Below are 17132 nucleotides of genomic sequence, written 5' to 3' on the forward strand. Positions count from 1 at the left end.
CTTCCTATAAATTTTTTATCCCTGCAATTGAGTGTATATTCCGATACTAATTGTTAAAATATTTAAATACACTAACATATATTGCAAACTACATTCAAAATTCGAATCTTCATTTTGAATGGTCATATCTAAAAAACCAAATAATTTTCTAAACCATGATCCACAAAATAGTGGCAAAAACATCAGAATAAAATAATAATAACGACCTTGTACACCACCTACAGTAATATCACCTTTGTGGTATACCCTAGGATCTCCTGAAATAGCAATTACTATTAATGAGGCAATACCTGCAAGTAAAAGAAGACAATAATATTTAAAAAATGTTGGCATTTCAATTTTATTTTTTAATGCAATGACAAACATAGCAAAAAAGAAAGTAACTATCGAAATTGCAATTAAAAACGGAGACGATTCTGAAACATATTTCAATGGTTCAGAAACAAAATCATGAATAATACCGTATGGCGCTAAAAGTAAAGTTCTAATTAATGGTAATGGATGTGTTACAAAATATAATAGTCCTGGTCCTTTGCCTGACAAAGCATTGTCTGAAGCAAACAATTTAATGATTCCAACGTATGTAAAGGAAATGAATAAATTTAAACCAAACAGGATTGAACTGAATTTTCTTACTGATTTATCCTGATAATACTTATTTGGCAATATTGAAAATAGACTTCCAATTAATACAAACGGAAATTTTGCAAATGAAAATAGTAATGTAGAGCATTGAAATACAAAAGCATATTTTCTATCAATTTTACGTTCACCTGATAGAATATTTGTCAATATAGCAAGACTAATTAAAGTTGCTCCAAAATATAAATAATCATAATGATAACCTGCTATAATGTACAATACTGCAGGGAATGTAGAAAATAAATATATCGCTTCTCTATAAACTTTGCTGATTTTTAATGCAATAAATACTAGAATGGCATATGCTATGACTTCGAAGATTCTTCCCAAATAATAGGAAACAAACACTTTTTTAGAGATTAATCTACCTATATTCCATCCAATTGCACTAGGAATAAAGGCTGGATTATCAAATCCAACTCTTACTCCTTTAATTTTACTTTCCTTATGCTCAACATTGAACCAATAATTTTTATCTTTTTTACTAGGATTTCTTAGTGCATCATATTTAAAAACTGAATTATAATCTTCCAATTTCTCATTAGAATATTTAAAAATAGGACTATCCGAAATACTGATTACGTTTGGTAAATGAGACTCTTCATCTAATCCATATTGGACTGGTTTCACTACTGAAATTACACTACCGAAAATAATTATCAGAAAAAAAGCATTAATTGGCAATTTCTTTTTATCTTTTGGATCAAAAAGAATAAAATAAATTACAATACTAATAATTAATAGTATAATTTTGAGATTGATAGTAAACTGAAATAAACTGGCCAAAAACACTCTTGAAAATAATACTAAAAATATAGCGATTAAAATATTTCTAATTTTAGTCTTATCAATAACTCCCATATAATTTACTCTACTTTCTTTTTATCATTCTTTTTAGTATATATTTCACAGCTCTTGCAGGACCAATTACGATATACTTCAAGGCTCCTTTTATCCCCCCAATTTGATTAAAGTCCACAAAGGTATGGGGTTGAAGATCTTCACGATTGTTCAATTGCTTATTATCAATAAATGGTGTCAGAACATGTGGGTTTTGAGAGATCCTAAAGTCATACTTTTGATCCCAAGCAATGTAGATCAACAAACGTTCGATCGCATGCAATATCGAATTTTGAGGAAGAGGTTCTGCTGGAACATCTGCTGCTGTCAAATTCAAATCAAAGAGTGGTTTCAAAGCATCATATTTAAACCAAACAAAGGTCCCATAACTCATAACAAAAGTATTGAGATTTTTGAAATCAATTGTCTTGGTAGCTCCCATCCGTTCCCAGAGCTTATTCATCTCTGGTGAAATAAGAGCCTCATTCCAAGCAACCACTATTCGATTGTAACGGAAGAAAGTTGGAATATCTGCGATAGTGATTCCGACTTTTGGATTGGCTTCCATATTGGCTAGGATTTGATCAGCCGGTTTGACCAGCATCTCGATCAATTCTTTGCGCCAAGATTCACCTGCCCAGAAATCTGCTTCTTTGGATTTCTTGGTATGGAAATGGCCTACATAGTCATAACGAGAGAGTTGCTCTTTTAAGAGCAACATTGGCAACACATCTCGTCCAATATTTCCAGTCACCACAACCGTCGCATCTTGTGCTCGATTAGAAAGGATTTGTTCAATAGCCTGCTTCTTCTCTTCTACATCTGTCGTAATCCATAAGTCATAAGCGAAATGAAAAGCTTGGAAAGCATCTAGAAATTCTTCCAAGAGTTCCACATAAAAGACATGAAGATGAACCGCAACTTTTTTACCGAACTCTCCAGCTAATTCCTGGTTTTTCAAGTACTTACGAGACAAGAGATAAGGATAGTCCGGACGATCAATCATAGACATGTGGTTGAGGATCAAGTCTAATGGATAGTTCGATACACGCTCCAACTCGTCAAAAATATAAGGCATAATTCCTTCATTATTTGCAATGGTTTTGACTTTGATGAAAGGAACCTTATGATTGAGAATCGCTGTAGGATTATAGTAAGAAAAGTCTGGATAGAGCATTCCTGTGGTGTCTTCATGAATGGTATCAAAGACCGTCTTATAGTGAAAACCATCATCCAAGAAGTTCGTTGTGACCTTGGTCTCGTAGTTATCGATCACATCCTGAACATTGGTAAAGTCTTGAACTCCCTGCCAAAATTCATGGAAAGTACTTGATTCAATAACCTGTTTTTTAAAGCTAAGATAATAACTCTGAATATGCTCGTTAAAATCCTTGTCTTTCCGGTAATTGGTCATTCCCCAGAAATCGACTTCATTATCATTTTCAAACCGCTGATAGATTGGTTCTAGATCCCAAAGAGGTCCAAAGCAGGTGTCATTCATGAGGGTGACCGAATCAAAATGAGCCAGTTGGTCAAAGCCGACTGGCTTCATTCCATCCCGCCAAGCCGCAAAGTCAAAGCCACTATTTTGACGCTCTAGAATATCGTCCACCAGATGCTGTGCTACTAAATTAGACTTCACATCTTCTGGTAGCTTACTATTGGAGATAAAGACCACTCGTGAGTACAAGGGACGAATCTTTTCTAATTGGTAAAGTACATGCCCACTAATAAAATTAAACTTATTGTAGTGAACATATAAAAGTAAACGTTGCATATTATTTCCTTATTCTAAAGAATTTCAAGATCTTTGTTGGAATGGTCCAACGGCGTGAATGAATGACTGTATTATATGCTTCTTTCGTAGCTTGTAACTCTGCCTCAAGATTTTTCAAACTATTTTGACAATCTAACATTTCGGCAGCAAAAACTTTTCCAATATAATCCGGTGCAGAGGGATTATCTATAGAAATCATTTTATAGCTCAGTTGATACACACCTTCTTCTTCAACTTCATAAATCAATTGAGGATCTGGTTCACTAAAAAGAAACAAATTATCTGTAACGATACCATTACTATAAACTGGCGAGCAAACCTTTCCGTTAGAATCTCTCAATTCAACATCAGAGTAATAACTTGGACTTTCAGACAGATCAACTCGGATAACAGAAGTTCCCTTCGGAATTTCGATTGCCAGACTATCTTCTTTTTGAAGAAGTTTGGTCATGGTACGATCTTCCGAATAAGTATTTTCTTCGTCACCAAAATAAATTGTAACAGACTCCATTCCGATGTGTGAAAGAGAATCCATTGGTTTGGAAAGACGAATCTCATAAGTATTATTACGATCTAAAAGGATCTTCGTCATCTCTTTATAATCGGCATTTGGATATTTATCAAGATACTCAAGTTGTGTTTTCAACAACTTATGAAATCGGCGTTCTAGTTTTCTGAAATCAGTTGGACGAGAATCCGATCCTTGATTAATGGTATAAGCAACTGTCGCTTCATCCAGATAGGCTAAAGAAGTCCGTTGAAAGAGTTCCAATTGGAGGTTGAAAGTATCATCTGATGTTGTTAAGTCTAACTCTTGATTGACTTCTAACATCAGATCTCTATCAACTAGCCATGTAGAGGCCATGGTAAACCCTCTTGTTGCAAGCATCTTTTCATAGGTATCTGCTAATGGAATCGTATGTTTGGCAAAGCCGGCCTTAGAAACGAGGGTTCCTTGTTCATCATAAATATCAAAATCTGTATTTGACCATTTGCAATCAGGTTCACTTTCTAATAAGTCAACCTGTTTCTGAAGTTTTAAAGGATCTAACCAAAAATCATCTCCATCACAGCGGGCAATATACTTTCCACGTGCTTCTTTACAGATAGAGACCCAGGTTTTAGAAATTCCCTGATTCTCATCCTGATAAAAGGCACGAATCAGATCAGGGTAGTTGGCTTGATAATCATGAATGATAGAACGAGATCCATCGCTTGAAGCATCATCCACCAAGATAATCTCATAATCAAACTCTGTTTGTTGGGCTAAGAAGCTATCAATCGTCTTCTTTAGCCAGGGCTCTTTATTAAAAACCGTACAAATAATCGAAACAAAAGGCGTCGTTTCCATATTTCCCTCAGTCTAGTCAGTCATTGACCATGTTCCATTGCGTTGGATTAAGCCACTTGCCGAATCCATTGCTGATTTATCATCCAAAGCGATATCATCTCGATTGATAAAGATCAGTGGAGTCTGGGTGGCATCTGAAAAGGCCAACATCTGCCCTTCCTCATCCCTTACTGTCACTTCCAATTTCATTTTTAAGTCATTTACAGTTGGCAGTGAACAAGTATAATGAACCGTTTTATGTCCAGCTCCACTCATCAGTTGATTCATAGAATTATCATTGTAGATCCAAATGTTCCGATCAATATCCGTTAAAGACAGAGCGATATAGGTCCTGATATCTTCACGAACATCAAAATCAATCTGGAACTGAATAGGATCTTGAGGACGTAATTTGTTTGAGCTTAACAACTGAAGCTGAAAATTTTCTACCAAGACTTTTTCTTCCTGGTTGGAATTGCCTGCTCCATTAGCTTCTCCTCCCTGTTGCAAAGGAGCTGTATTATCAAAACTGTACTGATTGGCAACATTTTCTGGACTCCCTAAAGCCTTCACCAAACCATTCTCAATCAAAACAGCCTTGTTACAATATTTCTTGACGGCTCCCATATCATGGGTAACCAGAATCGTGGTTTTCCCTGATTTCTTGCGCTCTTGGAAGTAATCGTTGCACTTGCGCTGGAAGGCCTCATCTCCTACTGCAAGAACCTCGTCCAAAATCAAAATATCCCCTTGGGCCTTAATCGCAACCGAAAAAGCTAGACGAACCTGCATACCTGATGAGTAGTTCTTTAGCTTCTGGTTCATGAATTCATGCAACTCAGCAAAGTCTACGATATCATCATACATGGCATCAATTTCAGCTGTCGAGAAGCCCAGCATAGCCCCGTTCATATAGACATTTTCTCGACCAGTCAGCTCTGGGTTAAAGCCCACTCCAAGCTCGATAAAGGACACCAGTTTCCCATCGATGGTGACGGTACCTTTTTCTGGCACATAAATTTCAGAAATAATTTTCAAGAGAGTCGATTTTCCAGAACCATTTCTTCCGAGGATCCCGAAAAAATCTCCTTTTTCTACTTCAAAAGAAATATCCTTAAGAACATGTTGTTCTTTGTATCCTTTGATTCCTTTGAAGCGATTGACCAGGGCAGTTCGAAGACTATTAGTTGCCTCTGTTGGCAACTTAAAGTACTTGCTGACATGGTCTACTTTTACTGCAATTTGTTTATCTGTCATTAGAGAATCTCCGCAAATTTCTTAGCATGTTTGTTAAAGTAAGCAAAGCCAGCGACAAAAATAAGAATTGGTAAAACATAAGGAATCAGAACCAAGAACTTATTTTCCACCAAAAGCCAGACTGGGGTGTTGGCCTTATCAATCAAGAAGTATCGCATGTCTTGAATAATTTGGGCCAAGGGATTCATCATGACCAACTTAGCCGCCCATGGGTTGCGGTCTGCAATAAAGGTAATCGGGTAGATAATTGGCGTCGCATACAAGCCTGCTTGCAGGAGTACTTCCCATACTTGACCTAAGTCACGGAAACGAACAAAAAATGTCGCTAAGATCAATGCGCATCCTGTCGCCATCAAGAACAACTCAAAGAACAACGGAATCACCATCAAAGCTGTCCAAGAAAATGTCACTCCATTAAAGAATGAAAAAATCAAGACCACTACAAGGTTAATAACAAAGTTGATGGCTGCTCCTGAAATCGCAGACAAGACAATGATGTGTTTGGAGAAGTTCAACTTCCGCAACAGGTCGCCTCGACTAACGATCGACACCATCCCCATAGATGTGGCTTCTGAAAAGAAGCCCCAGATTACATTGGCCAACAAGAGGGCAACTGGGAAATGGGGAACATCTCCACCCAAACGTAAAAATCGGATGAAGACAATATACATGATCGTAAAGGTCATCAGGGGCTTTAAAATGGACCAAAGATAACCGATCGCTGATCCTTGGTAGCGTAATTTAAAGTCTGTTTTGATTAATTCTCGTAATAAAATTCGATTTTTCTGACTAAAAACGTCAAACATTATTTTTTACCTCGATATGCAAACTTTGTCAGAATCAAGCTGGTAAACACAACCGTATGAAAAGCTCGGTTCTTCCGGTAACCATACTGACGAATCCGTCTCAAACGTTCTTTTAGTGGAACATCCATAATGGTGACAAAGTTTTCAATGATTTCTTTAGTTTGGGAACTGACAGGCAGATCCAATAGATTTTTTGCTTGTTCTTGACTGGACTCAATGAGATTCCAATATTTAGCAAAAAGAATATGAGGGCGAACCCAATTTTTAACCCGTTTTCTAAGGGTACGAGCCCCCAGAACATTGCTACTGTGCTGACGGTACAATTCTGTTGGCCGATCGATATAGATGAGCTTCCCAAATGCAGTTGCCAACAAGGCCAAATACCAATCATGCATAAGAAGTGCATGTTTTTCTTGACCCGTCCATAAGTCAGCCAGCGCGTGGTTAATCATGGCTACCCCACCAGTTACCGTATTTTCCGTCAACTCTTGAATCAATTCTGTATTGGCATGATCAGACTGGGTGCGAATCATACTCTCATGCTGCACATTCAAATTTTCATCGACCACTTTTAAATCTGTGTAGACCAGCAAAGGCACTTCTTGAGGATGCTTCTCTGCTTCTGCTACTTGAAGGGCAATCTTTTCTGGTAGCCAAACATCATCTTGGTCACTGAAGCAATAAAGATCAGCTTTTTCATATTTCAGAAGGGCATGGAAGCTCTTGATAACACCAAGATTTTCGATAGCTCCTTGGTTGATAAAGCGAATGCGCTCATCCTTGGCCACCAACTCTTGAATAATCTCTACCGTACCGTCGGTTGACCCATCATCTCGGATCAAGAGTTGCCAGTCTTGATAGGTCTGGTCTTGGATACTTTTGACCTGCTCTTTTAGATACTGTTCACCATTATAGGTGGACAACAAGATATTTACTTTCATGATAAGAATAATTCCTCGTACTCACCTACAATTTTTTCCCAGGTAAAGTTTTGCTTCATATTAGCTTTGGCTCGTTGACCCCATTCAGATACATCTTCTAAAGAATCAACCCGATCAATCAAATGCGCCAAATCCCCAATTTCTTTAGTCCAATATTGAGCCGAATCCTTAGCAACCGTTTGGTTAAAGGAGACTCCTAAAACTAAATTCAGATCCGTCTGAGCGAGAGCCTCTAGGAGACCAGGATTGGTTCCGCCCACTTCATGACCATGGATATAGGCAAAGGCTTCTTTACGGATATACTTCAACAGGTCTTGATCATAGACCGTTCCTACAAACTTGACGCGTGGATCCTGATCAAATCCAGTCCGAGCTCGCAACTCTTCAAAATAAGGATTGCCTTCCTGGTTACAAATGATCACCAAATCCCGTTTGGTGGAAGAGGCCATAAATTCACGAATGGCGGTCTCATAATTATTTTCTGGGACAAAGCGGCCCAAGATCAAATAATAGTTCTTCTCCTGTGTCTGCCATTTCTGATAGAATTCTCGGACCTTATTATCCTGACTGCTTAGGCTGGTTGGAGACAAGTCCGTTCCGTAGGCAATATAGGTCGTCTTGGACCAAGGATAGGCTTCCTCGATATAGGACTCAATACCCGGGTTGTCAGAAATCACCAGGTCAGCGTGGCGCGTCATGATCTTTTCAGAATACTTAAGATAGGCTTGGATCGGCTTGGCCCACTTGGCCCGCTTCCACTCCAGTCCATCTGGATTGATATAAAATCGTCCGCCTATCTTATGGATCTTGCGCGCAAAAGGCGCCACAAAGGCTCCGATTGTATTGCCCAAGACGTAAAAAATCGGCTGTTCAATTCCTTGTTTCTTAATAATCTTCAAGGCATAGTTGATGGCCATCATATCATAGGCGATGACACGCGCAGGCCCAAGCTTGGGGGCTTTAATGGTAAAACAATCCACACCCTTGTAGTCAAAATGATGATAGGCTTGATCATTAGAAAGGCAGGCAACATGGTACTGGATATCTGGAGACACTTGATGCGAAACCAATTGGTCCACAAAAGTCTCAAAACCGCCATATTGAGCCGGAAGCCCACGACTTCCGATAATAAAAACATGTTGCATAGAGTTCCCTTTCAAATCATTCACAGTCTATTCAATTATACCATTTTCTAGGTTTTTTGCCTAATCCAAACAGAAAAGCGACCCTTGAGGGTCGCTTCTATTTGATCTTATTTCACTTCTTGTTTATAAAATTCTTTCAAAGCATCTTGCCAAGTTGGAATAACGAATCCTGTAGCCTTAGCCTTAGCCAAGCTCATCGTTGAGTTGAGAGGGCGTTTTGCCTTAGCTGGGAATTGGCTAGAATCCACTGGTTTCACTTCAACATCCGTATCTTTGAGGATTTCAACTGCAAAGTCATACCAAGTTGTATCTTCTTTCGCATCGTTAGACAAGTGGTAATAACCATATTCTTTACGATTTTCAGCCAAATATGTCATGAACTCTGCAAGAGTACGGGTCCAGGTTGGACGACCATGTTGGTCATTAACGACCGTCAAAGTCTTATGAGTCTTCGCAAGGTTTTGCATGGTGAAGACAAAGTTCTTACCGTAGTTCCCGAAGACCCAAGCTGTACGGATGATATAGAAGTTAGACACATGCTTCTCAACCAATTCTTCCCCCATACGTTTGGTACGACCGTATTCAGTTTGAGGATCTGGTTGATCGTCTACTTCCCATTCTTGTCCCACTGGTTTTTTCCCATCAAAAACGTAGTCCGTTGAGATATAGACCAAGGTTGCACCGTGCTTTTCAGACGCTTTTGCTACATTTTCCGTACCAGTCACGTTGATCGCATAGTCCAACTCTTTACCTTCATCTTCCGCAGCATCAACAGCTGTGTAGGCAGCACAGTGATAGACCAAGGTTGGTTTTACTTCCGCAAATACCTCGTCTACTTTCTCTGCATTTGTGATATCCATTTCAGCCACATCAACAGCTACATATTCTTCATTTCGTTCATCTAACAAATGGCGAAGTTCTGTTCCAAGTTGCCCATTTGCTCCTGTAATTAAAATCATGTTAAATTCCTTTCAAATGCTTTTTCCCTATCATTATAGCAAAAAAAGCAGAAGTTTTCTGCTTTTTACTTACTTTTCTCTTTGATGACATAGATTGGACGTTTCTTGGTTTCCATGAATATCTTACCGATATATTTCCCTAAAATCCCAATGGTTAGTAATTGGAACCCTCCTAGGAAAAGAATCACTGTCATAAGGGATGGCCAACCTGAAGTAGGATCCCCAAAGACTAAGGTACGGATCACAATCAGAATCACCATGATAAAGGCCAAGATCCAAGATAAAAGTCCACCAATAAAGGCAATGTTTAATGGGGCATCCGAAAAATTGACAATCCCTTCAATCGAATACTTAAAGAGGGACCAAAAATTCCAAGACGTCTCTCCTGCTACGCGCTCTACATTTTTATATTCGAGGTATTCTGTCTCAAATCCTACCCAAGCAAAAATTCCTTTTGAGAAACGATTGTACTCCGATAACTCCATAATGGCATCGACCATGGGACGGCGCATCAAACGGAAATCACGCGCCCCGTCAACCATTTCCACTTGGCTAATATGATTGATCAATTTATAAAACATTCGCGCAAAGAAAGAGCGGATCGGTGGTTCCCCATCACGGGTTACGCGTCTCGTTCCGACACAGTCTAAATCCGGCTGTTCCTCAAACTTCTGCTTCATTTCGATCAATAACTCAGGAGGGTCCTGCAGATCTACATCCATGACGGTCACGTATTCACCACTAGCACGCTCAAGTCCAGCGTACAGCGCCGCCTCTTTCCCGAAATTTCGAGAAAAAGAAAGGTAGTGCACATTTGAATCTGTAACATGTAGCTTTTGAAGAACAGATAGCGTACCATCTGAAGAGCCATCATTTATAAAAATATATTCAAACTTTTCTCCCATCTTCATCCGAACACGTTCCATTTCTCGATAAAACAATGGAATCGATTCTTCTTCGTTAAAACATGGGACTACAACTGATATAACCATTCATTGCTCCTATTAACATCTGCTACTAACTTATCAGTAAACTGTATATCTTCTAACTACCCTTTACAATACAGTTTTGCAAACAGTTTTAATAAACCGAGCTTTTCAATCAAGTTCATTGTAAAGATAGCTAGTTTAACCATAAACCTCTCATCTCTAATTTCTCGATCAAAAACAGAAAGAGTGGACTTCATTCCATTTATCCTGATCCAATCATTAATTTCTTTATATTGACGTAAAAACTCTGCACTTGTAGAATGTCTCCCACCGTCCAATAACCAATAAAGAGTAAATTTTTTTATAAAAAATTTAATTAATTTAGTTTCAGAAAAATCTTTAGGGATAATCGCTGCAATTTTATCAAGTACATTCTTGATATCTAAATTTGGGTTAAATCCTTTATTTAATGTATTAGAGGCACTATTCTCATTATAAAACCAATTATATCCACAATATGGGATAGTTCTTATATTTTCAGATTTTGTATATACCGTTAAGCTGAATAACAAGTCCTCAGCCAGCGGAATATCTGGAAAAGAAAGTTCGTGATCTACTAAAAATTTTTTTCTATAGATGCGAGCACATGGTGAAATCGATCTATATTTCGACCATTTATCTTTACCCAATTGGATAGAAAATAGTTGTTTACCATCTTGGTTTACTCTCTGAAGACCACCAATAACTGCATCATCTATCCCACTTGATATTTCATCATAAAACACCTGCAAGTAATCTGGGTTTATATAATCATCACTATCGATAAACATGATGAATTCACCTTTTGCAAGCTTGATACCTTCATTTCTAGTATAGGCTGCACCTTTATTTTCTCGACTAAAAATTCTAATATTTGGAGAAAATTGTTGGTATTCATTCAATATTTTGAACGAACCATCTTTTGAACCATCATTAATTGCAATAATTTCAAACGATTTAAAACTTTGATTCAAAACTGAATCAATACATCTTTTTAGATATAATTCTGCATTATATACAGGAATAATGACACTAATCTTAGGTGCTTCTTTCACAATCTTATCCTTTATATTTTTAAATATTACTCATAGAATTTGCAGATAAACAAAATAATAGATCCTATATCTTATTATCTAACCTCAAGTGTGCAATCTTTAACCATTCGTATCCTGACTCTTTTTATAAAATCGATTTAAACACTTCGCTAATCCTTTTGGCCAAAAGAGTTTAAACATCATATAATCTTCCTTTGTTCGAGTATTATCGCTAATGGTATTACTCGTTTCAGAATCTTCATGAATACGATGACACATTAATTTTTGGGGGACATATACAAATCTACCATCAAATTTAGCTAAATGATACCATGCAAGCCAATCTAGGCTAACTCTCCATTCCTCATCAAATCTAAAGCCCTTAACCAATTCTAAATTATAAGTTACAGCAGGGCAACAAATTGGATTTCCAAAAGCAAGTATCCGATTTCTCCACCACTTAGTTTTAGGGAATAATGAGATTGTTTTTAACATTAATGATTTGATTTTTAGATTTGAAGTCGGTTTAATAACTTCACCATTTTTTTCTTCAAAATAATCAGAATAAAGAATTATAGCATCCTTATGTTTTGTTATCCTCTTTTGAATTTCCATTAAATAAGTTGGCTCATAATAGTCATCCTGATGGGCTATTGTAGCATATTGGGTAGTAACAAAAGATAAGGCATTATTCCAATCTTTCCCAATCCCACCACCTACACTTGTATTAAACGGAATGGCATATTTTTGGCAAATACTTTCAACAAATACACTTGGAGTAGAAGTATACAAAATGATATTACTTTTTACGGTTTGGCTTAATAACGAGTTTATACAATCCTCTAAAAAAGGACTATCCCCGTAAGCACAGATTACAAATGTATGATCATTCCACTGAGTCATATTTTTGAATTTCCTTTCTTCTCATAGTTACAAAGACAATCCAACTAGCAATTGTGTAAAACAACATAACAATAACAAAACTAAGCCCCGCTCCAAACAAGCCAAACTCCCTCATCGCTAAAGGCGTAAGAATATTCGTCAATAACGCCATTGCGATATAAACATAGAGTAGATAGACTTGTTTCCTCAATATAATTAAAAAATCACCTATGATAGAAGCTATAGAATATAAAAAGCCGGAAAGCACTAGAATAGTAAGTAATAAACTATAATTTGATAAATCAATACCACTAATAATATTCAAAATAGGGATCCCTATCAAATAGGCCAGTATTGATACTACTAGTCCCAAAATCATAAGTAATAGAATAATCTTTCGAACCATAGCATTAAACGTATGAAACTTTTTTTCTGACCATTGTTTTGCCAAATCGGTAATTAACGGTCTTAATGCTAATACAAATAAACTCATAAAGAAAACAGGCATGAATAGAATACTGAAATCCCTTTGAGCACCTTCACGTAATACACCCTCGACTAGCAACTTATCAATCACTTGTTTTGGATAATTCAAAACATATACCAATAAAAATCCGTTAACAAACAAGGGAAGGCAAGTTTTCATGATACTAATTGATCGCTTAAATGTAGCATATGAAATCTGATTAAAAGGTATCGTTCTAATTTGTTTGGATTGGACGTAATCACCCCCAAAAACAAAAAGAACATTAAAAAAACATAAACAAATTAAAGAAAAAATTAAAGAATTTGAAAGTAACAAACTAATTAGGAGAATGATTGTGCTCGAACCATAACGTAGTACCATTAATTTCCCTGCAATATCTAAACGTTCATGTTGTTGAAATAATCCTTGGAATAAATCAGAAAAAGCATCACATGAACGATAAAGCACCGTTAGGATTATAATTAAAAATAAATCCCCTTTTCCAACATTATTTCCACTAAAAAGTAAATACGGAAATAGTGAAACTAACATTAAACAAACTGTAATAACCCTAGTTAGCCAATATTCCAAATACGAGTACGTTTCTTTCAAATCAGTCGCCTGATAATTTCTAACTTGAAAAATACCAATTACAACCCATAGGTTTCCAATTGCATAAGCCAAACTAAAATTATCAGCATCACTTGCGGAAGTATAACGAGAGACAATAATCAAATACAATATTGAGACTGCAGCTGCTGCTATATTTCCTGCAAAATTCCAAAAATAAATACTCCTATTTACTTTATTGTTCATTTTCATTCTCACTTCTTAATAAAGCAATCGTTTGTGACAATTTCTTAATCTGTACTGATTGTTTTGATACAGTACGAGTTAATGAAAAAATTAAAAATATTAATAAAAATGTACTTAATAAAAAAATAAAGTTACTTAGTGTCTGAATACCAAGAAATAAAGATATTGCTCCAATCAAATTAGGAAACCAAATGACTGGCAACGATAGCAAACAAAGAATGAGCCAAGAAATGACATTTCTCAGTTCAACGACTTTCTTTGCAACTAGGCGTAGAATATAAACGATAAAAATAATTACAATAAGGGTTAACCAAATATTTAACATGTTATTTCTTATATCCTCCACCAATTCTAGCCAATAGCATTGCCATTGTCACTTTGATCATATAGTAAACAGACTTACTGAATGTAATCGATGATTCTCCGTGTTCTCGCTCGTTCATTAATACGGGTACTTCTGCAACGGAATAGCCTGAGGTTAAGAGGGACACAATCGTCTCTGGTTCTGGATAATCACTTGGATATTGTTTAGCAAATTCTTCAATCACTTTTCGATCAGCCACCCGCAATCCTGAGGTTGGATCTGTTACCTTTTGACCGGTTAAAATCTTAATTAATTTTTCAAAAAATGAAATTCCAATCCGTCGCGCGAAGGAGGATTGGAAACCTTGATTTTCAATGAAACGAGAGCCAATCACCATGTTCACATTCTTCTCTTGAAGGACTTGAAGCATCTTTCTGATAAATTCAGGATTATGCTGACCATCTCCATCCACTTGAACAGCATATTGATAGCCATTTTTAACTGCATATTGATAACCAGTCTGGACAGCACCACCAATTCCTAAATTAATCGGTAAATCGATAACATTAAAGTTGTTATTGCGACAAATTTCAAGTGTATGATCTGTAGAACAATCATTGATAATGACATAATCAAATTCAGGTGTATGTTCTTCAATCATCTTGATTGTTTTTTCAATATTTCCACTCTCATTATAAGCAGGAATAATGATCAATAATTCTGAATTTCTCAATCCTATTGTTTTCCCTTCTAAGCATATCACTTCATTATACAATAATCAGTGCATATTTTCTACTTTATACTGTCCCCTCCCCCTTTTCATGGTATAATAGAGTGAATCGATTGCGGAAGGACACCTTATGTTAAAGCTGGGAATTATTGGTACGAGTTGGATTTCACATGAATTTATTACAGCTGCTCATCAGACGGGCCACTATCACTTGCAGGCTGTGTATTCGAGAAAGATGAAGACGGCTCAAGATTTTTGTGAGCCTTATGGGGTGATCTCTTGCTACACGGATGTCATCGACTTCTTAGACAGTGAGCTGGATGTGGTCTACATTGCTAGCCCTAATTCTCTTCATTTCGCTCAGGCCAAGCTTGCTATTTTAGCAAAGAAGCATGTCATCATTGAAAAACCGGCTGTGACCAATCCTTCTGAATGGAAAGAACTGGTCAAGCTCGCTAAGGAGCACCAGGTCTATCTCTTTGAAGCTGCCAGAAATTATCAAGAAGCAGCCTTTCAAGTAGTTAAAGACTTCCTCTCTAACCAGGAAATACTGGGCGCCAACTTCACCTTTGCCAAATATTCTTCCAAATTGCCTGCCCTTCTTGCAGGTGAGATGCCCAATATTTTCTCAGATATCTATGCAGGTGGAGCCTTGATGGATCTGGGAGTCTACTGCCTCTACCTGGCCATTGGCTTCTTTGGAGCTCCACTCTCCAGCCACTACACCGCTCAGCAATTACCCAATTCGGTTGATCTCTATGGTCAAGGTGTCTTGATTTATCCAGATTTTCAGGTTGCTATTCAGGCAGGGAAAAATATCACCAGCCATCTACCTGCTGAAATCTACACCAAGACTGGAACACTAACTCTCAATGCTGTAGCAGCCATCAACCAGGCTCGCTTCGTCAGCCATTCTGGAGAGGTCATCGACCTTCCGATCCAGCCCTGCCCACACCAAATGCAAGAAGAGGCGGAAGCCTTTGCCCTTGCCATCGCTCATCAAAAGCCGTCTGCTTATCTTGAGTGGTTACAAACAGCTGAGCAGGTCCATGAAACCCTCTACCAGATGCGTCAAAGCGCTGGAATACAATTTAAGGATGAAAAAGAATGAAAGAACAATTTCCACAAAGCTGGAAAGACCAGTTAGAAACACTCGGATTTGATACATTCACTGAAATTCAGGAACAGATCTTCTCCCCAATTTATGAGGGAGAAAATGTCCTCGGGATCAGTCCTACCGGTACTGGTAAGACACTCGCCTACCTCTTTCCGAGCTTGCTCAAACTCAAACCGAAGAAGGCCCAACAACTCTTGATTTTGGCTCCTAACACAGAGTTAGCAGGACAAATTTTTGATGTCACCAAACAATGGGCAGAGCCTCTCGGGCTCCAGACACAACTCTTCCTTTCAGGATCTAGTCAAAAACGGCAAATCGAACGCCTCAAAAAAGGACCCGAAATCTTGGTTGGGACTCCTGGTCGGATCTTTGAACTGATCAAGCTGAAAAAGATCAAAATGATGAATGTAGAAACCATCATTTTAGATGAATTCGACCAATTACTAAGTGATTCTCAGTACCACTTCGTCGACAAGATCAGCCACTATGCTCCCCGTGACCACCAATATATCTACATGAGCGCCACAGCCAAGGTCGATCCAGACCAACTAGAGGAAAATACTCTTCGCGTTACGGTCGATGGAGTTTCTTTGGACAATATCCAACATTTTTATATGCAAGTGGATAAGCGGGACAAGGTCGAATTGCTCCGCAAACTCGCCTACGTCGAAGATTTTCGTGGTCTGGCTTTTTTCAACAGCCTATCTGATCTGGGTAGTGCTGAAGAAAAACTACAATACCGGGGCGTTGAGGCCGTATCGCTCGCCAGTGATGTCAATGTCAAATACCGCAAGGTTATTCTGGAACGCTTCAAAGACCATCAGCTGACCCTCTTGCTGGCCACCGATTTGGTCGCTCGTGGAATCGATATTGAACATCTTGAGTGTGTGATTAACTACGATATCCCCCGTGATGTAGAGACCTATACCCACCGTGCTGGTCGAACAGGACGAATGGGGCGTGATGGCTATGTGATCACCTTTATCACCCACCCAGAAGAACTCAAATCCTTAAAAAAATACGCTTCTGTACGTGAACTGGTTTTAAAAAATTCAGAACTCTTTTTAAATGAATAAGAAAATCCTCTGCTAGTGAATGAACTGCAGAGGATTTTTATG

The 17132-nt window shown here is 37.8% G+C and carries 16 protein-coding genes; 2 read left to right on the forward strand and 14 right to left on the reverse strand.

Annotated elements, in window-relative coordinates; translation table 11 throughout:
* Positions 1-15: 15 nt before the first annotated feature.
* The 14 genes from AC6IZR_RS06850 to AC6IZR_RS06915 form a co-directional block, all read right to left on the reverse strand.
* Positions 16-1503, reverse strand: coding sequence for a DUF2142 domain-containing protein (locus AC6IZR_RS06850; RefSeq protein WP_049471995.1), 1488 nt, complete (start codon positions 1501-1503; stop codon positions 16-18).
* 10 nt (positions 1504-1513) lie between these two features.
* On the reverse strand, positions 1514-3259 hold the full coding sequence (locus AC6IZR_RS06855; protein ID WP_497848331.1) for a rhamnan synthesis F family protein: 1746 nt from the start codon (positions 3257-3259) through the stop codon (positions 1514-1516).
* Between the two features lies 1 nt (position 3260).
* A complete protein-coding gene (locus tag AC6IZR_RS06860; RefSeq protein ID WP_061590797.1) occupies positions 3261-4610 on the reverse strand; it encodes a glycosyltransferase in 1350 nt (449 codons plus the stop codon).
* A 12-nt stretch (positions 4611-4622) separates the two neighbouring features.
* Positions 4623-5846: an ABC transporter ATP-binding protein gene (locus AC6IZR_RS06865; RefSeq protein ID WP_049482481.1), complete on the reverse strand. Its 1224-nt coding sequence runs from the start codon at positions 5844-5846 to the stop codon at positions 4623-4625.
* Positions 5846-6652, reverse strand: a complete 807-nt coding sequence (locus tag AC6IZR_RS06870) for an ABC transporter permease (RefSeq protein WP_003003247.1) — start codon at positions 6650-6652, stop codon at positions 5846-5848. Before AC6IZR_RS06870 ends, AC6IZR_RS06865 begins: the two co-directional genes overlap by 1 nt.
* Positions 6652-7593 carry a glycosyltransferase family 2 protein gene (locus AC6IZR_RS06875; protein ID WP_497848332.1) on the reverse strand — a complete coding sequence of 314 codons (942 nt, stop codon included), beginning with the start codon at positions 7591-7593 and terminating at the stop codon, positions 6652-6654. The genes AC6IZR_RS06870 and AC6IZR_RS06875 overlap by 1 nt, the downstream gene beginning before the upstream one ends.
* Positions 7590-8738 carry a beta 1-4 rhamnosyltransferase Cps2T gene (gene cps2T / locus AC6IZR_RS06880; RefSeq protein WP_497848333.1) on the reverse strand — a complete coding sequence of 383 codons (1149 nt, stop codon included), beginning with the start codon at positions 8736-8738 and terminating at the stop codon, positions 7590-7592. Before cps2T ends, AC6IZR_RS06875 begins: the two co-directional genes overlap by 4 nt.
* A gap of 107 nt (positions 8739-8845) precedes the next feature.
* Entirely contained in the window at positions 8846-9697 is an 852-nt protein-coding gene (gene rfbD / locus AC6IZR_RS06885) for a dTDP-4-dehydrorhamnose reductase (protein ID WP_023026990.1), read from the reverse strand.
* Positions 9698-9762: 65 nt separating this feature from the next.
* On the reverse strand, positions 9763-10689 hold the full coding sequence (locus AC6IZR_RS06890; protein WP_497848334.1) for a glycosyltransferase family 2 protein: 927 nt from the start codon (positions 10687-10689) through the stop codon (positions 9763-9765).
* A 56-nt stretch (positions 10690-10745) separates the two neighbouring features.
* Positions 10746-11720 carry a glycosyltransferase family 2 protein gene (locus tag AC6IZR_RS06895; RefSeq protein WP_497848335.1) on the reverse strand — a complete coding sequence of 325 codons (975 nt, stop codon included), beginning with the start codon at positions 11718-11720 and terminating at the stop codon, positions 10746-10748.
* A 99-nt stretch (positions 11721-11819) separates the two neighbouring features.
* Entirely contained in the window at positions 11820-12602 is a 783-nt protein-coding gene (locus AC6IZR_RS06900; RefSeq protein ID WP_497848336.1) for a glycosyltransferase family 2 protein, read from the reverse strand.
* Positions 12586-13869, reverse strand: coding sequence for a lipopolysaccharide biosynthesis protein (locus AC6IZR_RS06905; RefSeq protein ID WP_497848337.1), 1284 nt, complete (start codon positions 13867-13869; stop codon positions 12586-12588). Before AC6IZR_RS06905 ends, AC6IZR_RS06900 begins: the two co-directional genes overlap by 17 nt.
* Complete coding sequence (locus AC6IZR_RS06910) at positions 13853-14188, reverse strand: DUF2304 domain-containing protein (protein ID WP_049472006.1); 336 nt, start codon at positions 14186-14188, stop codon at positions 13853-13855. The genes AC6IZR_RS06905 and AC6IZR_RS06910 overlap by 17 nt, the downstream gene beginning before the upstream one ends.
* 1 nt (position 14189) lies before the next feature.
* On the reverse strand, positions 14190-14900 hold the full coding sequence (locus AC6IZR_RS06915; RefSeq protein WP_049472007.1) for a glycosyltransferase family 2 protein: 711 nt from the start codon (positions 14898-14900) through the stop codon (positions 14190-14192).
* A gap of 127 nt (positions 14901-15027) precedes the next feature.
* Here AC6IZR_RS06915 and AC6IZR_RS06920 point away from each other — a divergent pair, with 127 nt between their 5' ends.
* Positions 15028-16008, forward strand: a complete 981-nt coding sequence (locus tag AC6IZR_RS06920; RefSeq protein ID WP_497848338.1) for a Gfo/Idh/MocA family protein — start codon at positions 15028-15030, stop codon at positions 16006-16008.
* Positions 16005-17090 carry a DEAD/DEAH box helicase gene (locus AC6IZR_RS06925; RefSeq protein WP_118095658.1) on the forward strand — a complete coding sequence of 362 codons (1086 nt, stop codon included), beginning with the start codon at positions 16005-16007 and terminating at the stop codon, positions 17088-17090. Before AC6IZR_RS06920 ends, AC6IZR_RS06925 begins: the two co-directional genes overlap by 4 nt.
* The last annotated feature ends 42 nt before the right edge of the window (positions 17091-17132 follow it).

The sequence above is a fragment of the Streptococcus mobilis genome (assembly GCF_059727625.1).